General features: G+C 55.8%; 17 protein-coding genes. 12 read left to right on the top strand and 5 right to left on the bottom strand.

From position 1 onward, the window contains the following. Positions 1-34: 34 nt before the first annotated feature. Complete coding sequence (locus tag ACR8BN_RS13930; RefSeq protein ID WP_010259005.1) at positions 35-1,228, bottom strand: zinc-dependent alcohol dehydrogenase; 1,194 nt, start codon at positions 1,226-1,228, stop codon at positions 35-37. Positions 1,229-1,377: 149 nt separating this feature from the next. Continuing rightward, positions 1,378-1,968, bottom strand: a complete 591-nt coding sequence (locus ACR8BN_RS13925) for a hypothetical protein (RefSeq protein ID WP_083068726.1) — start codon at positions 1,966-1,968, stop codon at positions 1,378-1,380. A 364-nt stretch (positions 1,969-2,332) separates the two neighbouring features. On the opposite strand from ACR8BN_RS13925, the gene ACR8BN_RS13920 reads away from it, so the two are divergent. The 4 genes from ACR8BN_RS13920 to ACR8BN_RS13905 all read left to right on the top strand — a co-directional run bounded on the left by ACR8BN_RS13920 (position 2,333) and on the right by ACR8BN_RS13905 (position 6,628). After that, positions 2,333-3,619 (top strand): HAAAP family serine/threonine permease, encoded by a 1,287-nt coding sequence (locus ACR8BN_RS13920; RefSeq protein WP_191938337.1) that lies wholly within the window; start codon positions 2,333-2,335, stop codon positions 3,617-3,619. Between the two features lie 229 nt (positions 3,620-3,848). Next, complete coding sequence (locus tag ACR8BN_RS13915) at positions 3,849-4,946, top strand: ABC transporter substrate-binding protein (protein ID WP_434747031.1); 1,098 nt, start codon at positions 3,849-3,851, stop codon at positions 4,944-4,946. A 278-nt stretch (positions 4,947-5,224) separates the two neighbouring features. After that, on the top strand, positions 5,225-5,689 hold the full coding sequence (locus ACR8BN_RS13910; RefSeq protein WP_031593229.1) for an RcnB family protein: 465 nt from the start codon (positions 5,225-5,227) through the stop codon (positions 5,687-5,689). A gap of 102 nt (positions 5,690-5,791) precedes the next feature. After that, positions 5,792-6,628, top strand: coding sequence for a Cof-type HAD-IIB family hydrolase (locus tag ACR8BN_RS13905; protein WP_033756869.1), 837 nt, complete (start codon positions 5,792-5,794; stop codon positions 6,626-6,628). A 165-nt stretch (positions 6,629-6,793) separates the two neighbouring features. On the opposite strand, the gene ACR8BN_RS13900 is transcribed toward ACR8BN_RS13905, so the two are convergent. Further along, complete coding sequence (locus tag ACR8BN_RS13900) at positions 6,794-7,942, bottom strand: iron-containing alcohol dehydrogenase (RefSeq protein ID WP_434747030.1); 1,149 nt, start codon at positions 7,940-7,942, stop codon at positions 6,794-6,796. A gap of 291 nt (positions 7,943-8,233) precedes the next feature. Between ACR8BN_RS13900 and gntT the strand changes: the two genes are divergently transcribed. After that, positions 8,234-9,550, top strand: coding sequence for a gluconate transporter (gene gntT, locus ACR8BN_RS13895; protein WP_010258995.1), 1,317 nt, complete (start codon positions 8,234-8,236; stop codon positions 9,548-9,550). A gap of 198 nt (positions 9,551-9,748) precedes the next feature. Here the strand turns inward: gntT and ACR8BN_RS13890 are convergent, their stop codons facing one another. Further along, a complete protein-coding gene (locus ACR8BN_RS13890; protein WP_010258994.1) occupies positions 9,749-9,994 on the bottom strand; it encodes a hypothetical protein in 246 nt (81 codons plus the stop codon). Between the two features lie 1,296 nt (positions 9,995-11,290). Between ACR8BN_RS13890 and cspE the strand changes: the two genes are divergently transcribed. Together cspE and ACR8BN_RS13880 are read left to right on the top strand one after the other, a co-directional pair. Beyond that, positions 11,291-11,500, top strand: a complete 210-nt coding sequence (gene cspE / locus ACR8BN_RS13885) for a transcription antiterminator/RNA stability regulator CspE (protein WP_006118399.1) — start codon at positions 11,291-11,293, stop codon at positions 11,498-11,500. A 226-nt stretch (positions 11,501-11,726) separates the two neighbouring features. Next, complete coding sequence (locus ACR8BN_RS13880; RefSeq protein WP_187515242.1) at positions 11,727-12,158, top strand: GNAT family N-acetyltransferase; 432 nt, start codon at positions 11,727-11,729, stop codon at positions 12,156-12,158. Here ACR8BN_RS13880 and ACR8BN_RS13875 read toward each other — a convergent pair. Then, entirely contained in the window at positions 12,136-13,491 is a 1,356-nt protein-coding gene (locus tag ACR8BN_RS13875) for a PLP-dependent aminotransferase family protein (RefSeq protein WP_069025934.1), read from the bottom strand. The two genes, ACR8BN_RS13880 and ACR8BN_RS13875, sit on opposite strands and share 23 nt — an antisense overlap. Positions 13,492-13,611: 120 nt before the next feature. Between ACR8BN_RS13875 and ACR8BN_RS13870 the strand changes: the two genes are divergently transcribed. Genes ACR8BN_RS13870 through ACR8BN_RS13850 form a run of 5 tightly spaced genes read left to right on the top strand, consistent with a single transcriptional unit; the run spans position 13,612 to position 17,998 of the window. Beyond that, complete coding sequence (locus ACR8BN_RS13870; RefSeq protein WP_434747029.1) at positions 13,612-14,580, top strand: nitrate ABC transporter substrate-binding protein; 969 nt, start codon at positions 13,612-13,614, stop codon at positions 14,578-14,580. After that, the gene (locus ACR8BN_RS13865) at positions 14,580-15,368 is read left to right on the top strand and encodes a deaminated glutathione amidase (protein ID WP_031593219.1); all 789 of its coding nucleotides are present in this window, start codon (positions 14,580-14,582) and stop codon (positions 15,366-15,368) included. Before ACR8BN_RS13870 ends, ACR8BN_RS13865 begins: the two co-directional genes overlap by 1 nt. 22 nt (positions 15,369-15,390) lie before the next feature. Further along, entirely contained in the window at positions 15,391-16,278 is an 888-nt protein-coding gene (locus ACR8BN_RS13860; protein WP_064704640.1) for an ABC transporter substrate-binding protein, read from the top strand. Beyond that, entirely contained in the window at positions 16,275-17,231 is a 957-nt protein-coding gene (locus tag ACR8BN_RS13855) for an amino acid ABC transporter permease (RefSeq protein ID WP_434747028.1), read from the top strand. The genes ACR8BN_RS13860 and ACR8BN_RS13855 overlap by 4 nt, the downstream gene beginning before the upstream one ends. Further along, positions 17,228-17,998, top strand: a complete 771-nt coding sequence (locus ACR8BN_RS13850) for an amino acid ABC transporter ATP-binding protein (protein ID WP_064704642.1) — start codon at positions 17,228-17,230, stop codon at positions 17,996-17,998. The genes ACR8BN_RS13855 and ACR8BN_RS13850 overlap by 4 nt, the downstream gene beginning before the upstream one ends.

Here is a 17,998-nt window from a genome sequence, read left to right as displayed (position 1 = left end):
AGCCAGGGTTAAGTGTTTCAGACCCGTTGTGAAATTATATTGTGGCCTGGGTCGCTGCCATGCCCGGCACCAGAATCACCTTGCGGCACTCCTCTTCGCGTTTGGCGAAAATATCGTAGCCACGCGCAGCATCTTCCAGCGGCAGATGGTGGGTCACAATCTCTTCCGGCGTCAGATGGCCCTGTTCGATCAGCTTCAGCAGATCGGGCAGATAGGCGTGTACGTGGGTCTGTCCCATCTTAAAGGTCAGTCCTTTGTCAAAGGCGTCACCAAACAGGAAGCCATGAATGAATCCGGCGTAGACGCCCGGCACGCTGACGATACCACCACGCCGCACTGCGGCAATACACTGCCGCAATGCTTTACCGCTGCTGCCTTCCAGTTTGAGATTGGTGAGCACGGTTTCGGTCATGCTGCCTTTTGCCTCGAATCCTACTGCATCAATCACCGCATCCACACCGCGATTGCCGGTGCTGTGTTCGATAATCCAGCCGGCCGGGTCATCGATCTCATCGAAGTTAATCGGGATAACACCGTAGCGCTCGCGGGCAAAGTTTAAGCGGTAGTTGTTGTGGTCAATCATATAGATCTGTTCGGCACCCTGCTGTCGGGCGCAGGCGGCACTGAGCAGGCCAACTGGTCCGGCACCGAAAATCGCCAGGCTGGAGCCGGGTTTCACCTCGGCGTTTTTCACCGCCTGCCACGCGGTGGGCAGAATGTCTGACAGGAACAGCACTTTCTCATCCGACAGCACCGACGGCACTTTAAACGGGCCGGTATTGGCTTTCGGCACCCGGACATATTCCGCCTGTCCACCGGGCACACCGCCATAGAGTTTGCTGAAACCAAACAGGGCCGCGGGCGGCGTGATGTTCTTCCGGTTCAGGATGGCACCCCGTCCGCTGTTGGTATTTTCACAGGCAGCATACTGGCTCATCAGGCAGAAAAAACAGTCGCCACAGGCGATAACAAACGGGATCACCACCCGATCGCCTTTGGCCACGGCGGTCACTGCGCTGCCTGCCTCAACCACTTCACCCATAAACTCGTGACCAAAGATATCTCCGTGCCCGGTACCGGGGATTTTGCCGCGGTAAAGGTGCAGGTCTGAACCGCAAATGGCGGTGGCGGTCACGCGCAGAATAATGTCATCTGCGGCTTCCAGACCGGGATCGGGCACGTTATCGACGCTGACTTTATGGGGGCCGTGATAAGTTAATGCTTTCATCTGTTCATCTCCTGATGATTAGGGACGGCGGCCAGACCAGGAGGCATGGCCACGCACGGGAAAGACTCAGGAAACCTGAAATCGAAACCTGTCAGAAGTGTAGTAATCCTTTGAGAAGTAAGCAGAGCGGTGGGGCAGGCTGGCCAGTTTCAGCCGGGCTGACAGGGCGGCTGCACCTGCGCTGTGGCGACCGTTACGGCTCGGGTGTCGGGTTGCCAGAGAGCGAGGTCGGCAAACGCACGACGATAAACCGTGTCGATTTGTGCCGGAACCTGTTTGATGTAGTGCCAGGCATGCTCACGCGTTTCACCGGTGAGCTGCTGCAGATAGTGCCGCGCGTCGTCCAGCGTCGGGATCTGGCCTTCGACACCCGCCATGCGGGCAGGCAAAGCGGTCCAGATCAGACCTTCTATGCCTTTGGTCTTAGCCCACTCAGCCAGTGGCCCTGCGGAGGTCGCTGTCACCGTCATCATTCCGATGCCATCGATGCGGCTCTCCGGAATGGCCTCACGCAGGCGCAATGCGCGGCAGGCGCTCTCAAGTGAGGCGGTATTCAGCCAGGCCCAGTACACCGGCACCGGGCTGGCATTAAGGCAGATCGCGGTCGACAGCTCACCGCCGTCAGCGATGCGCACAAACTCAATCGGTAGCTCAGGACCATCATGATGCCACTGACTGGCCACCGGCAGTGCGTCAGCTTTCCAGATTAACGATCCCCATCCGAGACAGGCAATTTTCATTCTCTTCTCCTGTGCACCTGTCGGCATGATCGCGACAGAATCTGTTTAAGCGTAGCCCGTTGCGCTGAACCGTTACAGGGATCACCTTTTTAGGGGCGGTAAAATCGCCACAAAGATGGCATGATCGCCGCGCAGCCACTTTGCACAACCTGACGGTTTTTTCAGCAATTCATGCGTGTTTATCTGCACGGCTTGAACTTTTATCGTCATGTAGTGTAAAAAGTGGCGCACGCAATCGATTACCTATGCACGGGCGGATCAGCATCACGTTGACTGATCCGGTTGCAGCTGAGGCGGAGAGTGGGGCGGACATTTGCCTGCCTGACGGCTCAGGTTACTGGCGGCTTTTAAAACGGAAAATCTGATGAAAACCACGCAAACTGGCACGCTGGGCGCGCTTGAGAGTGACGTCGATACGGGATGGCGCAAAACCGACACCATGTGGATGCTGGGTTTATACGGCACGGCGATTGGGGCGGGTGTGCTGTTCCTGCCTATCAATGCCGGCGTCGGCGGGCTGATCCCACTGATTATCATGGCGATACTGGCGTTTCCGCTGACCTTTTTTGCACACCGTGCCCTGACCCGATTCGTTCTCTCCGGTAAAAATCCGGCCGGGGATATCACCGAGGTGGTCGAGGAGCATTTTGGCGTTGGTGCGGGCAAGCTGATTACGCTGCTCTATTTCTTCGCTATCTACCCGATTCTGTTGATGTACAGCGTAGCGATCACCAATACGGTTGAGAGCCTGATGGTGAATCAGCTCGGCCTGGTGCCGCCACCGCGTGTGCTGCTGTCGCTGCTGCTGATTGTCGGACTGATGACCATTGTGCGTTTCGGCGAGAAGATGATTGTCAAAGCGATGAGCGTGCTGGTTTATCCCTTTGTGGCGGTGCTGATGCTGATGGCCTGCTATCTGATCCCGCACTGGCACGGCGCTGTGCTTTCGACCCTGAACGTTCAGCCCGCGGGCAGCAGCCTGTGGATGACGCTGTGGCTGGCGATTCCGGTGATGGTCTTCTCGTTTAATCACTCGCCGATCATCTCCTCATTCGCGCTGGCAAAGCGGGAAGAGTATGGCGATGCCGCAGAGAAAAAGTGTTCGCGCATTCTGGCCTGCTCGCACCTGATGATGGTGGTGACGGTGATGTTCTTTGTCTTCAGCTGCGTGCTGAGCCTGTCGCCTGAAGATTTACACGCCGCCAAGTCGCAGAACATCACCATTCTTTCCTATCTGGCGAACCATTTTAAGGTGCCGATGATCGCCTGGCTGGGACCGCTGATTGCCATTGTGGCGATCACGAAATCGTTTCTCGGTCACTATCTTGGCGCGCGCGAAGGATTTAACGGCATGGTTAATAAGGCGCTGCGCAGTCGCGGCAAAACCATCGCGCCCGCCAGACTGAATCGCCTGACCGCACTCTTTATGCTGCTGACGACCTGGCTGGTGGCGACGCTGGACCCCAATATTCTCGGCATGATTGAGACGCTTGGCGGGCCGGTCATTGCGATGATTCTGTTCCTGATGCCGATGTACGCTATCCAGAAGGTCCCCGCGATGCGCAAGTACAGCGGTCACATCAGCAACCTGTTTGTGGTACTGATCGGACTGATAGCCATCTCCGCAATCTTCTATTCGCTGGTGAAGTAACACTTAGCGCAACAGGCGCATCTCAATTCCCCTGGGATGCGCCCGCCATACGCCATTCTCTCCGTGCACCTCCACGCATTCAGCAATATCGCCCCGTGATTTAAGCCCGCAGTCACGTCGTTAACGCCTTCTCTCAGACGCATCTGGTTAGCAATAGTTACATTTGGTACTTATCAGCATGATAGAGTTAACGCGAATAATTATTATTCCCTAAAAGGACAGGAGAAAAATGAAAATCGGGATAATTGCTGCCACCACACTTTTACTGTCAACCGCCTGTGCGGCTACCACCTATCCGGTCACGGTGACCGATATGGATGGTCAGAAAATTACGCTGCAAAAAGAGCCGCAGCATGTGATTTTACAGGATGGGCGTGACGTGATGGCGCTGGCATTACTGGATCGCCAGAACCCGTTTCAGCGTGTCGTTGCCTGGAACAACCTGCCGAAAAAGCAGGATACCCAGACCTGGGAGCTGCTGAAGCAGCGCTGGCCGCAGGCGGCATCGATTGTTGATATGGGCTTTAACGATCAGGGGCAGGTCAATCTGGAGAGCGTGCTGGCGAAGCAGCCCGATCTGATGATTGCGCAGCTGCGTGCCAAACCGGCCCTGACGCAGTCAGGCGTGCTCGCCACCCTGAAAAATCTCCATATCCCGGTGCTTTTCCTCGATGATGAACTCCATCCGAAAGAGAACACCCTGAAGAGCGTGAAAGTGCTGGGCACCGTTCTGAATCGCGAAGCCGAGGCGAAAGCCTACGCCGATTTTTACCAGCAGCGCTGGCAGATGCTTCAGCAGAAGATTGCGCAGGTGCAGCACAAGCCAACCGTGTTTATTGAACCGATTGCCGGTAACAGCGACAACTGCTGCTTTACCCACGGTCATAACGGCTGGGGCGCGCTGGTGGAAGCGGTCGGTGGCAAGAATATCGGTTCTGCACTGCTGCCCGGCAGCTCTGGATTTGTGTCGCTGGAGAAGATTATCGCCATGAAGCCGGACGTCTATATCATGACCGGCTCCAAACGCCCGAACAGTAACGTGCTGCCGTTTGGTTACGGTGCCAGTCAGACCGACGTAACCGCCACCTTTAACCGCCTGCAGAGCCGCACCGGTCTGGAGCAGATCGAACCGGTGAAACAGAAACGGGTGTATGGCGTTTATCACCATTTTTATAATCACCCTTACAACATTATCGGCATGGAAATTCTGGCAAAAGATCTCTATCCGGAAGTGTTCCGCGATCTGGACCCGACGGCTGATTACCACCATATCGTGACGCACTTTACCGGGTTACCGGATGCGCCATTGATCCTCAGCACGCCATAACCGCAAAACTGTCAGGGTGCGTTTCAGCATCCTGACTTTTCACCGGACATCATCCGTCAACCAGAGCATGATTTTCAGTCAGCGCAGGCTGCCCACTGAATATCTGGATTGCGTCAGCAACGTTGTCATCGCATGTCCTGTGTTAAGAAATCGCTAAGCAAGCGTAATAGTGTGTAAGTTACCGGATTTTAAGACTTTTACAGATGTCTCCCGCCACGATTATTGCCATGATGCCGATCAACGGTGCCTGAACAGCCGTTATTTTCGGAGGCAGTATCATGAAAAAAACAACATTAACGCTTATCGCTTCACTTTTGACATGCAGCACACTCTTTTCTCAGGCCTCACGGGCAGACGATCGTGATGACGCGCACCGCATGCCTGTGCCGCATCAGAACGGTGACCATCGTGCTGACAGTCGCGGTTCTGACCAGAATCAGGAGCGCGGCAACAACCGTCATGACAGCGTCAATCATCGCCCGGATCAGGACAATAATGGTCGGGGCAGAGAGGCACGTAATGACCGCGACCATTTCGCCTGGCAGGGGCACGACTTCCGTCGCGGGCATCCTGTCCCGCAGGCGTACCGCGGCGACCATTACCGCGTAGCCGACTGGCATGAACGCGGTCTGCGTGAACCGCCGCGCGGTTATCACTGGGCAAACATCGACGGCAACTATGTGCTGATTGCTGCCGCAACCGGGGTAATTACCGCGCTGGTGCTGAACAGCGCGCTGAACTGATCCCCAGGGGATGGCTGCGGCCATCCCTCTTTCTTTCCGTTTTGCTGCGCCAGCGGCTATCCTGACACTCCACGCTGAAAATTCCCTGTGTAAGGAGTCATGATGACGACGGTTAAGATGGTTGCAGTAGATATGGATGGCACCTTTCTGGACGATAACAAGCAGTACAATCGATCCCGCTTTCTCGACTGCTATCAGCAACTCACCGCCCGTGACATCAAATTTGTGGTGGCCAGCGGCAATCAGTATTACCAGCTCAAATCCTTCTTCCCGGAGATCGCCAGCGATATCGCCTTTGTAGCCGAAAACGGCGCATGGATTATCGATCGTGATGAGGAACTGTTTTGCGGTGCCTTTGAACGCCGCGATGTTGACGCGGTGATCGATACCCTGCAAAACGGCGACTATCCGGGTCTGCGTTACCTGCTGTGTGGCCGGGAGAGCGCCTGGTACTTCGACGGCATGGAAGAGAACTGGCTGAAGAAGATGCGCCATTACTGTCACCGGCTGAAGCCGATTCATCATCTGGATGAGGTGCAGCATGACCGGCTGTTTAAGTTCGCGCTGAATCTCTCTGATGACTATATCGAGCCACTGATGGCGGATATTGAACGTCTGCATCAGGGGCGAGTGGCAGCGACCTCAAGCGGTCACGGCTCGGTGGATTTGATCGTGCCGGGGAATCATAAAGCGCACGGTCTGGATCTGCTGGCACAACGCTGGGGGATCGCGCACGACCAGGTGCTGGCCTTTGGTGATGGCGGTAACGATCTGGAGATGCTCAGACAGTCTGGCTTCAGTTTTGCCATGGACAACGCGCCACAGCGGGTGAAACAGGCGGCACGCTATGCCGCGCCTTCTAACAACGAGCAGGGCGTGCTGCAGGTGATTGAGCAGATGCTGGCAGGTGAGGGGCCTTTTAGCGCCACGCAGGCTTAGCCGTCTGGCGCTGCGATTAAGCCAGGGCGGTTAGCGCCGTGATTCAGCCAGCCGCCTGGCTCAGAGAGCGGGTGCAACAGGATAGCGCTGAGGAGCAGCAAAGCCGGGCGAGGCTGGCAGGCCCGGTTGTGCCTGGTCAGCGAATGCGGGCAACGCGGCTCCTGATCACGCCGTGATTTCCCAGGCCTGCGCGATCATCATCTGCATCTGTTCGCGGCTGTAATTCACCAGCGAATTTTTGCTGTTGGCTCGCGCCAGAATCCACTCCACCTCGGCGCGGCTCAGTGAAGGGCCATCCTGCCAGAATGGGGTGATCGCCTGCTGCTGCAGCCACTGTTTCAGAAACTGCGCCGGTGAGTCCGTGGTTTCGCTGAAGAGCTGCGGGTGCAGTTCCGCCATCAGCTTACGCTGCAGTGGCTGTTCGCTGTCGGACAACAGATCCAGGAACGGAAACAGCAGACGTCCGCACACTTCACCGTGATGGAACGGCTTTATCGCGCCCAGTTCCCCCGCAATACCGTGGATCACCCCCAGACCCGCACTGCTGAGACTGACACCCCCCAGCCACGACGCCATCATCATCGCTTCCCGTGCCGCGTCGCCAGCAGCATCCTCGCGATTAAGTGCAGGCCATGCCTGAACAAACTGACGCAGGCCGGTCAGCGCCAGCTGGCGGGTAAAGAGGTTGCCTTTGCCGGAGAGATACGCTTCGAACAGGTGGGTAAACGCATCAATACCGCAGGTCGCCAGCACCCGGTCAGGCGCACCTTTCAGCAGATCGGCATCGAGAATTGCCACTTCCGGCACAAAGACCGGGTGGCGCAGTGACGCTTTTATCTGAATGTCACGCTGGTCAGTCACTACCGCATTTTGCGTCACTTCACTGCCGGTACCGGCGGTGGTCGGGATAGCGATCAGCGGCAACGTGATGGGCTGAACCGCGGTGTCACCCACTTTTTCCAGATAGCGGGCGGTTGGCAACGGGTGTTGTACCATCGCGCTAAATGCTTTCGCCGCATCCAGTACGCTCCCGCCGCCAATCGCTACGACCCGATCGACATGACCGCGCCAGCGCGCAACCCAGCCATCAATCTCGGCGGGTGAGGCTTCATGGCTGACAATTTCATAGCCGATAATGTGATCGTTGAGTCCGGCTTTTAAACGGGCATAGGCCGCGCCCTGCAGAAAAGATTGTCCACAAAACAGCAGGGTAGGCTGTGGCCGGACGGCCAGCAGCGGCACCAGTTTATCCAGGCTGCCCCGGCCAAAGAGGGTTCGTTGATTACTGTACAGCTCACTCAGGTTCTCACTCACCAGCGCATCCTTTTTACATTTCGCTAAAATCTGAGTGTAACGAAAAGCAGGACGCCGGGACCGGCAAACTTTCTGATAACGCATTGGCAAAAAGTTGATCACCTTCGCAAAACAGAAATTCACCCCCGGCGGGGTGGTGCTTTCCTGCTGATGTTACCCTTAACATGTTATCGGTAACAGCGTTTGTCGGGATGTGTAAACATCTTACAGCGCACTGTTTTGTAGCCCTCAGGGGATCATGATAATAAATCGACACTGAATGATGTTCAGTGCACAAGGTGGAGAAAAGCTATGCCATTACTCTATGTGGCGATTGGCGTCGCGTTACTGCTGCTGCTGATGATTCGCTTTAAGCTTAATGGATTTATCGCGCTGATCCTGGTGGCGCTGGCGGTCGGTGTGATGCAGGGCATGCCGGTTAATAAAGTGATTACCTCAATCAAAGCGGGCGTGGGTGGCACACTGGGCAGCCTGGCGCTGATCATGGGCTTTGGTGCCATGCTCGGTAAATTGCTGGCCGACTGCGGCGGTGCGCAGCGTATTGCCACCACCCTGATTGAAAAATTCGGTACTAAGCATATTCAGTGGGCGCTGGTGCTGACCGGTTTTATCGTCGGATTTGCGCTGTTCTATGAAGTCGGCTTTGTACTGATGCTGCCGCTGGTGTTCAGCGTGGCGGCGTCGGCACGTGTGCCGCTGCTCTATGTCGGGGTGCCGATGGCGGCTGCCCTGTCAGTGACGCACGGCTTTCTTCCGCCGCATCCTGGCCCGACCGCAATCGCGACGCTGTTTAACGCTGACATGGGTAAAACGCTGCTGTTTGGTACGCTGCTGGGTATTCCTACGGTGATTCTGGCGGGTCCGGTCTATGCCCGCTTCCTGAAAGGCATCGACAAACCGATTCCTGAGGGTCTCTATAACCCGAAAACCTTTACCGAGGCGGAAATGCCTGGGTTTGGCGTCAGCGTCTGGACGGCACTGGTACCTGTGGTGCTCATGGCACTGCGTGCGGTGGCGGAGATGCTGCTGCCTAAAGGCCATGTGCTGCTGCCCTATGCGGAGTTCTTTGGCGACCCGGTGATGGCGACACTGATTGCGGTGCTGATTGCAATCTTCACCTTTGGACTAAATCGCGGCCGCACGATGGAACAGGTCATGGATACCCTGACCGACTCGATCAAAATCATCGCCATGATGTTGTTGATCATCGGCGGTGGCGGTGCCTTTAAACAGGTGCTGGTGGACAGCGGCGTGGATAAATATATTGCCAGCATGATGCATTCTACTCAGCTGTCGCCAATCTTTATGGCCTGGTCGATTGCCGCGGTGCTGCGTATTGCTCTGGGGTCTGCCACGGTAGCGGCCATTACCGCCGGGGGAATTGTGGCACCGCTGATTGTCACCAGCGGTGCCAGCCCGGAACTGATGGTCATCGCCGTAGGGTCCGGCAGCGTGATCTTCTCGCACGTTAACGACCCGGGCTTCTGGCTGTTCAAAGAGTATTTCAACCTGACGATTGGCGAAACCATCCGCTCCTGGTCGGCGCTGGAAACCATTATTTCGGTCTGTGGTCTGGTGGGTTGCCTGCTGCTCTCCTGGGCGATTTAACCTCTGGCCGCTGGCAAGCCTGCCAGCGGCTCTCTGCTTTCGCGTCTCTCCCGCTGCTTTTTTGGACTTTGAACATCCCGTCGTGCTTGCTGCCCTTGTTGCCGGTTAAGCCGGAAAGGCGGGATGTGCGGGACAGACAGCATAAAAAAGGCCGCAAAATGCGGCCTGACAGAGAAGATTCAGTCTGAATCTGCCACGTTAATGAGGCGGTTCAAAACCGGCTTTCACCATCTGTTCCCGCAGCGCGTGTGCAATGTCACGGTTGCCACCGGTAACCGGGTAGATAACGTTATTCACCACATCATCAAGGTAGTGCTCGTCAAACTCCTGCAGAGAGAGCTGCGTGCCGCCTTCATCGTTGATGGCGAAAGTCCCTTTGATGTGGTTACCGCTGTTTTTTGCCTTGAGGCTGTAGCGGCCCATGCTGGTATTAATCGTGCTCATAAGATCTCCTCGCGACTCATTTTAAATCTCATCACTATTGAGGCCTGCCTTGCCGCATAAATTTTAGCCAGGAGTGTTCTGTAAAACGAAGAAAGAGAGCCGTTAAAAAGCGGTGTTGCGATCGTTATCTCAGAATTTAAATAAAGCTCAGGGTTGATGAACTTATGACCAGTTGAGCCGTAAGTGAAGCGGCAGGGCGCTTTTTCCTGTCTATACTGCTTACAGGAAAAGTGTTTAATTGGTGAGGGGAAAGGAAATGAAAATTATTCTGTGGATTATCGCGATCATTTTTATCGTGGGCTTACTGACCCTTACAGGGGTGTTCAAACTGATTTTCTGATATCTGTTAACGCTTCAGCAACAGCGGGCACCTAATCAGGTGCCCGAAATGTATTCTTGCTGGCCAACAGAGTGTGTGTAATGGGATCCATCGGCGTATTGGGCAGCAGATCCTGTGAGCCCAGAGGTTTCTTACAGTATGCGCAGCAGGCACCATGAAAGTTTCGCTGATCCTCGCGGTAATCAGTAAAAACGAATCGGGCGCTTCCACATTGACCGCAACGTATCTTCATCACCATCCTGTGTCTCACCCTCCTTTTACTCAGCATTTACGGATGCCCGTGCCGGACCGGTTAAGCGGACCTTATCTATTACGAGGCAATATTATTTCAGACTGCGATAAGAAAAGTAGTTTCTTATGCTTGTGATTGTTTGTTGCCAAATGCGAACTTAACTACTAAAAAGCACTTCATTGATCCTGATCAGTGTTTCTTTACTGTTGGCTAAAATATCCGCGAATAGCCTGCTATGACTGATGATAATGGCATTGCCAGCTCATTTTTTTTGGAGAAGGAGCGAGATCTGCGCCAGTGAATTTAAGATTTGTCGTATAAAAAATAGCCGCTGCCAGGGCGGTGGCCTGAAAAAGCAGAAAAACATGTTTAAGGTGAAGGGACTTACCGTCCGGATGATAGAAAAAAATGCCCTTTTAGCGGCGTAAACGTCATTAAGAACAGGAATATATCTTAATCAGATTTTTCTTTTTAACGTCAGTAACGTAACCGCTTAAAATTAAAAAGGGTTTCGTTTCCAGCAGGTTAGGGACCGATACCCGATCTGCGTCTGATACGCGTTGAGCGATGTTTCGCAAGTCGAAAAGCAGGAAAGTGTGATGGATGTACAGAATGTCGATATTTATCACTTTTTCATCAAATCATGCTGGACAAATCCCTCAGCAATTGCTGTACTAGACCCCGACACAGTTTAGTGTCCATTTTTCATGTAAAGGTAATATAGATGTCTAAGATCAAAGGTAACGTTAAGTGGTTTAATGAATCTAAAGGATTCGGTTTCATTACTCCTGAAGATGGCAGCAAAGATGTATTCGTACATTTCTCTGCAATCCAGAGCAACGGCTTCAAAACTCTGGCTGAAGGTCAGCGCGTAGAGTTTGAAATCACCGACGGCGCTAAAGGCCCATCTGCTGCTAACGTTATCAGTCTGTAAGTTAACAGTCAGAATTCTAAAAACCCGCCTTATGGCGGGTTTTTTTATGGCTGTAATCTGCGCTTCATCCCCTCTGTCGTACCCTCACTATCGGCGGCTTGCCGCACAAACTGCGCGGCGGTTCACACTAAATAACCGTAACATATTTATAACAACCTGAGATGCAGCTTTTTGGCTTGCGACGCTATATAACTGTGCGACAGAACCCGGTGAGTGAGGAGGCAGGATGAACATACGTCAGGCAGAATTGAAAGACAGTTTTGCGTTGAGTGCATTACTGAGCGAGTTAGGCTACGGCGGCACTGAGAGCTTTATTGAACAGCGCCTGGCGCAGTTATGCAGCGATCCCAGTGAAGCGCTGTTGGTGGCTGAGCATGGCAGTCAGGTGCTGGGTTTTCTTTCCCTGCACTTTATTCCTCAGCTGGCGCTGGCCGGTGATTTCGCCCGCATCAGCTATTTCTGCATTGCAGAAGGTGAGCGCAGTAAAGGCGTCGGCCAGCAGCTGATTCAGCATGCCGAAATGCTGGCGACTCGTCGTGGCTGCGATCGTATGGAAGTCCATTGCCATCAGTCACGTCTTAAGGCGAATCAGTTCTACGCCCGTGAAGGCTATGTTGAATCTCCCTGTTATCTCATCAAAGATCTGCAAGCGAGTTAAATTCCCGTCCGCTGGCGATGACCAGCGCCCCGGCAATCATCTCCCGCTGTTCATCCCTGAGGCTGGCGATACTGACGCGAATAAATTGGGTAGGGCCAAGCCGACAGCGCTCGCCTGGCACGACCGCAATACCGCGGGCAGCCAGCGTAATCATGGCAAACTGCTCTGAAGTCACCGGAATATAGAGGCTTAATCCGTCGCGAAGCGGCAAATCAAGCCCACGCTGTGCCAGCGCCGCGAGCAATGCTTCACGCCGTTGCCGGTAGGTCGCGCGTGCGGTGGCGATCTGTTGTTGCGTTTCCTCATCCTCCAGCAGCCACGCCACCGCATCCTGCAGAATGCGGCTGGTCCAGCTGACGCCAAAATTTCGCCATGACTGAATGCGCCTGACCATTTCCGAGGTGGCAGAGAGCACTGCCAGCCGCAGATCCGGTCCATAGGCTTTGGAAAACGAACGGACGTGCAGCGTGCGTTCAGGAAAGATTGAACCCAGGCTCCAGCTCGCCTCCGCAGAGAGATCGCCAATACCATCATCCTCAACGATCAGTGTGTTGCTCTGTTGCAGAACCTGCGCCATTGCCTGACGTCGCGCCGGGCTGATGCTGTTCCCGGTGGCCGAGTGGGTGCGGGGCTGATAGATCAACATTACCGGTGCCTGCTCCAGCAGGAGAGACAGAACCTCAGGCAGCGGCCCTTGATCATCACACGCCAGCGGCAGAATCTCTGCGCCGACGTTATCCAGTATATCGAGCAGCCGGGTCGCGGTTGGATCTTCAATAATCACGCGGTCACCCGGCGAGACCAGGGTTTGCACCAGCAGATTCATTGCGTCAAAACCGCCATCTGTCGCCAGAAACGCCTCTGCTGCATAGGGCCAGCGCGGCGCGATCGCCCTATGCAGCGGCGCGGAAATCGCCTCACGGGTGTAGCTGTTGAGCTGCGGTGAGTGCAGGGCCGCCTGCAGCGCACGTTGCAGGTCAGGCAGCAGGGCGGGGTCGGGTGCGGCGAGGGTCAGATCGGCGCGGATGTTATCGCCGTAGTTGCCGATCTTCTCAAAGCGAATCGGACGCGGCATCACCGTATTACTACTGACCCAGACACCACTGCGCCCCTTGCCCGCCAGCACTTTCTGCTTTCTGAGTTGCGCCCAGGCAGCAGAAACGGTTGCCGGGCTGACACCCAGCTGCTCCGCTATCTCCCGCACCGCAGGCATCTGCATACCTGTCGCGATCTGTCCGTCACGAATCAGCGCGGAGGCTGCCTGGGCAATGCCTTTCACCGAAGGCGATTTTATCTGGCTGCAAAACCAGTTGAGGTCGACGCTCTCTGTCATAAGAAAATACTTTGTTCAGTAACAAATTAATGATTGTTCAGGTAAGTATTCCGGATCTAGTATCAAATTCAAGCACTATTTTAAGCCCCGTCCCGACGGTGCAGCGTAAACGGAGAGATCATGGCAAGGCTACTCATCAGACTGGCGGTACGCGACTGGGACTACTTCACCCCGCTGGCGCTGGGCGATATCAGACCAGAAGGTTTTGAACTGCAGATCGACCGCGTCGGCACGCTGGTGAATGATCTGGCGACCAGCCCCGACTATGACGCGGGCGAAGTCTCTTTCAGCCGCTATGCTCAGGGCCGTGCCAGAGGAGACGAAACACTGCTTGGCCTGCCGCACTTCCTGATGCGCGGCTTCCGCCAGCGCTGCATTATCACCACCAGCAACAGCTCCATCACCACGCCTGCGCAGCTGAAAGATAAGAGAATCGGCGTCACCGGCTGGCAGGATTCGGGCAATACCTGGACACGCACGGTGCTGCGTGAAGCGGGCGTCGAAATCGATGATGTGTTCTGGTATGCCGGTCGTCTTACGGCCGATCATCCGATTGTCGATCGGCTGGCGGGATTTGGCCGTCCGGGCCGCATTGAACCGGCGCCCGACGAGCGACCGCTGATAGAGATGCTGCAGGCGGGTGAGCTGGATGCCATCTTCACGCCATTTATGCCGGAGGGCTTTTTCCTGCCGGGTTCGGGATTACGTCAGTTGCAGACCGATTTTTATCAGGCGGAGCGGGACTACTTTAATCGTGTCGGCTATGTGCCGGGCATCCACATTCTGGCGTTGAAACCGGCACTGGCGGCGGCGCATCCGTGGCTGCCAGCGGCGTTAAGTGAGGTCATCGATCGCTCTTACCGGCTGTGGATGCAGAAAAGAGAGAAATATGCCGACACCACGCCGTGGCTGCTGGACGATTTGCGACGCACTGCGCAGGAATTGCCCGCTGACTGGAATCAGAATGGTTTTAGCGTTAACAGAAAGATGATTGCGGACTTTGGTCGCGAGCTCTATGAGCAAGGGCTGACTCACCAGGTACTAACGCCGGAAGCAATGTTTCCGGCCGCTGCGGGAGAAGAGAAATGATGAAAGTGGCACTGGGACAATTTGCGGTGAACCGCGAATGGCAGGAGAACGCCAGTATCTGTCTGGACTTAATGCAGCGGGCGGCAGAAGGTGGCGCCGATCTGCTGGTACTGCCGGAAGGGGTGCTGGCACGTGATATAGCCGACCCCGATTTAGTGCTGAAGGCGGCGCAACCGCTGGATGGCCCTTTTCTGAGCCAGCTGCTGGCCGCCAGCAAGCACACTGCGCTGACCACCATGATGAGCGTGCATGTTCCCACCGGCGAGCAAAAAGCGCTCAACGTACTGGTAGCGATCCGCAACGGTGAGATCATCGCCGCCTATGAAAAGCTGCATCTGTACGATGCCTTTGCGATGCAGGAGTCGCAGCGGGTCAATCCCGGCCACGTCATTCCGCCGCTGATTGAGGTCGCGGGTATGAAAGTCGGATTAATGACCTGCTATGACGTGCGCTTCCCGGAGCTGGCGCGTCGGCTGGTGCTGGATGGTGCAGAGGTGCTGGTGCTGCCTGCCGCCTGGGTTAAAGGTCCGCTGAAAGAGATGCACTGGGAACTGCTGACCCGCGCCCGTGCGCTGGAGAACACCTGCTATATGGTAGCGGTGGGGGAGTGTGGCCCGCGCAATATCGGCAACAGTCTGGTGGTCGATCCGCTGGGCGTAGCGGTGGCGAATGCGGCGGAATCGCCGGCGCTGCTGTTTGCCGATCTCGATCCTGAGCGCGTTGCCTATGCCCGCCGGGTGCTGCCGGTGCTGGAAAACCGGCGCTTTGCCCGTCCCGAACTCAACTGATCCGCTGAACCAGGAATCCATTATGACTAAGAGAGCAACCGCCTTAATCGTGGCGCTGGGGCTGACTGCAGCGCTGGCGCAGGCTGCCGACGCTATTCCGGTGCAAAAAGTTGACCAGGCCCTGCATGACAGGCTGCCGGATGAGATCAAAAAATCGGGCAAAATGATTTCAGTGAATAACGGCTCATTTCCGCCCTATGAAATTGTGAATGGCCCGCACTCAATGGAGGGCGCGTCGGCCGAATTAACGACTGCGCTGGCGCAACTGCTGGGTGTGAAGATCGAGCATGCAACGGTGAGTGGTTTATCGGGCGTACTCACCGGCATCAACGCGGGTCGTTATCAGCTGGCGATTGGGCCGATTGGTGATTATCCGGACCGTCAGCAGAAAGTGGATTTCATCGATTTTGTACAGGAGTTTGTGGTGTTTGGCGTGCAGAAGGGCAATCCGGCCAGAATCAATCAGCTGGACGACACCTGCGGCAAGCGCATTGCCGTCATGGCCGCTGGCTCTGCGGAACAGGTTATCCGTAAGCAGTCAGCCCGGTGTGTGGCCGACGGGAAACCGGCCGTGACAGTGCAGGCCTTTACCGATCAGCCTTCTTCAATTCTGGCGGTACGTTCTAAACGCTCCGATGCGTTCTTCTCATCACAGGCGCCGCTGACTTACTTTGTTAATCAGGCGAAGGGGCAACTTGAGCTGGCGGGCAAAGGCCAGAAAAACGGCTTTGGCGATATTTTCCAGGGCACGGTGGTGCCGAAAGGCTCGCCGCTGGGTCAGGTGGTGCTGGATGCCTACAAAGAGCTGTATCAGAACGGGACGTATGCGGCCATCATGAAAAAGTGGCAGCTTGAGGGCAACATGACCACCGCACCCGGATTGAATCTGGCGAAAGAGGCCAGCAAATGAGCCCGCCGCGCCATCTGCACAGCGGTGACAGAGGCGAGGCACAGCTGCGCGACGTGGCGTTCGCTCGCAGCGCGCCCACTTACGGACGCTGGATCAGCTGGATTGTCGTGCTGGTGATCGGCACCAATCTGTTGTGGCTGGTGGCGACCAACCCTAACTTTGAATGGCAGGTGGTGCTCAGGTGGTTTACTGAAGGATCCGTGCTCAAAGGGTTGCAGGTCACTCTGGGGCTGACAGTGGTGTCGATGGTGCTCGGCACGCTGCTCGGTCTGCTGCTTGGCGTCTGGCGGCTCTCTGAGAACCGGTTGCTGCGCGGCGTTGCCGGACTCTATATCTGGTTCTTTCGTGGCACGCCGCTGCTGGTACAGCTGATCTTCTGGTACAACCTTTCTACACTGTTTCCGGCGCTGTCGCTGACGCTGCCGTGGACCGATATCACGCTGGCCAGCTGGAATACCAACGATCTGATTACGCCGCTGACAGCCGCTATTGCCGGGCTGGCGCTGAATGAAGCGGCCTATATGGCGGAAATTATTCGCGCCGGTCTGCTGTCGGTGGATAACGGTCAGGTAGAGACCACGCAGGCCTTTGGTATGAGTCGTTCACGGGCGCTGCGACGCATTATTATTCCGCAGGCGATGCGATCGATTATTCCGCCTACTGGCAACCAGCTGATCAGCATGATCAAGGCGACGTCGCTGGTCAGCGTGATCGCAATGGGCGATCTGCTCTATTCGGTGCAGGCGATCTACAACCGTACCTTCGAGATCATCCCGATGCTGATGGTGGCGGTGATCTGGTATCTGCTGATCACCTCGATCCTCAATCTGGGCCAGTCCGGCATCGAGCGTTACTACGCGCGTGGCACTCGCCGGGTGGCCAGCGCCCCCAGACGCGCCCCCAGACGCGCCGCCGTCGCGGCTAACGCGCAACCCCAGCAGGAGGAACAATGAGTCAGCATGAACCCCTGGTCTGCGCCCGCAATGTGCAGAAGAATTACGGCGACAATCAGGTTTTGAAAGGGATCGATCTGGATGTCTGGCCTGGTGAAGTAGTGGTGATCCTCGGGCCATCCGGTTCCGGTAAATCCACGTTTCTGCGCTGCATCAATCACCTTGAAGAGATGAACGCCGGATCGATTCGGGTCGGTGATGAGCAGATCGGTTACGTACTTAAAGGGCATGTGCTGCACCGGTTGTCGCCACGCCAGATCGCCCGTCAGCGCCAGAAAATTGGTATGGTGTTTCAGCAGTTCAATCTCTACCCCCATATGACTGTGCTGCAGAACATCATTGAAGCGCCCATCGGCGTGCATAAATTCCCGCGTCAGGAGGCGATGGCTCATGCCCGATCGCTGCTGGCGACGGTGGGGTTAAGCGATAAAGCGGACGCCTGGCCACGTCACCTGTCGGGCGGACAGCAACAGCGTGTGGCGATTGCGCGGGCGCTGGCGATTAAACCGCAGCTGATGCTGTTTGATGAGCCGACCTCCGCGCTCGATCCGGAACTGGTGGGCGAAGTGCTGGCGACCATGCGTACCCTGGCCGATCAGGGATTAACGATGATCGTGGTGACTCATGAGATTAGCTTTGCGCGGGAAGCCGCCGATCGCGTGGTCTTTATGGATGGGGGGGTGGTGGTGGAGCAGGGCACGCCTGAAGAGGTGATCGCGAATCCACAGCATCCGCGCACCCAGGCGTTCCTGAGTCGTTTCATCTGA

The organism is Pantoea sp. Lu_F5_004 (assembly GCF_051136245.1).
In the GTDB taxonomy this organism is placed as follows: Bacteria; Pseudomonadota; Gammaproteobacteria; order Enterobacterales; family Enterobacteriaceae; genus Pantoea; species Pantoea agglomerans.
This window is presented reverse-complemented; position numbering and strand designations above follow the sequence as displayed.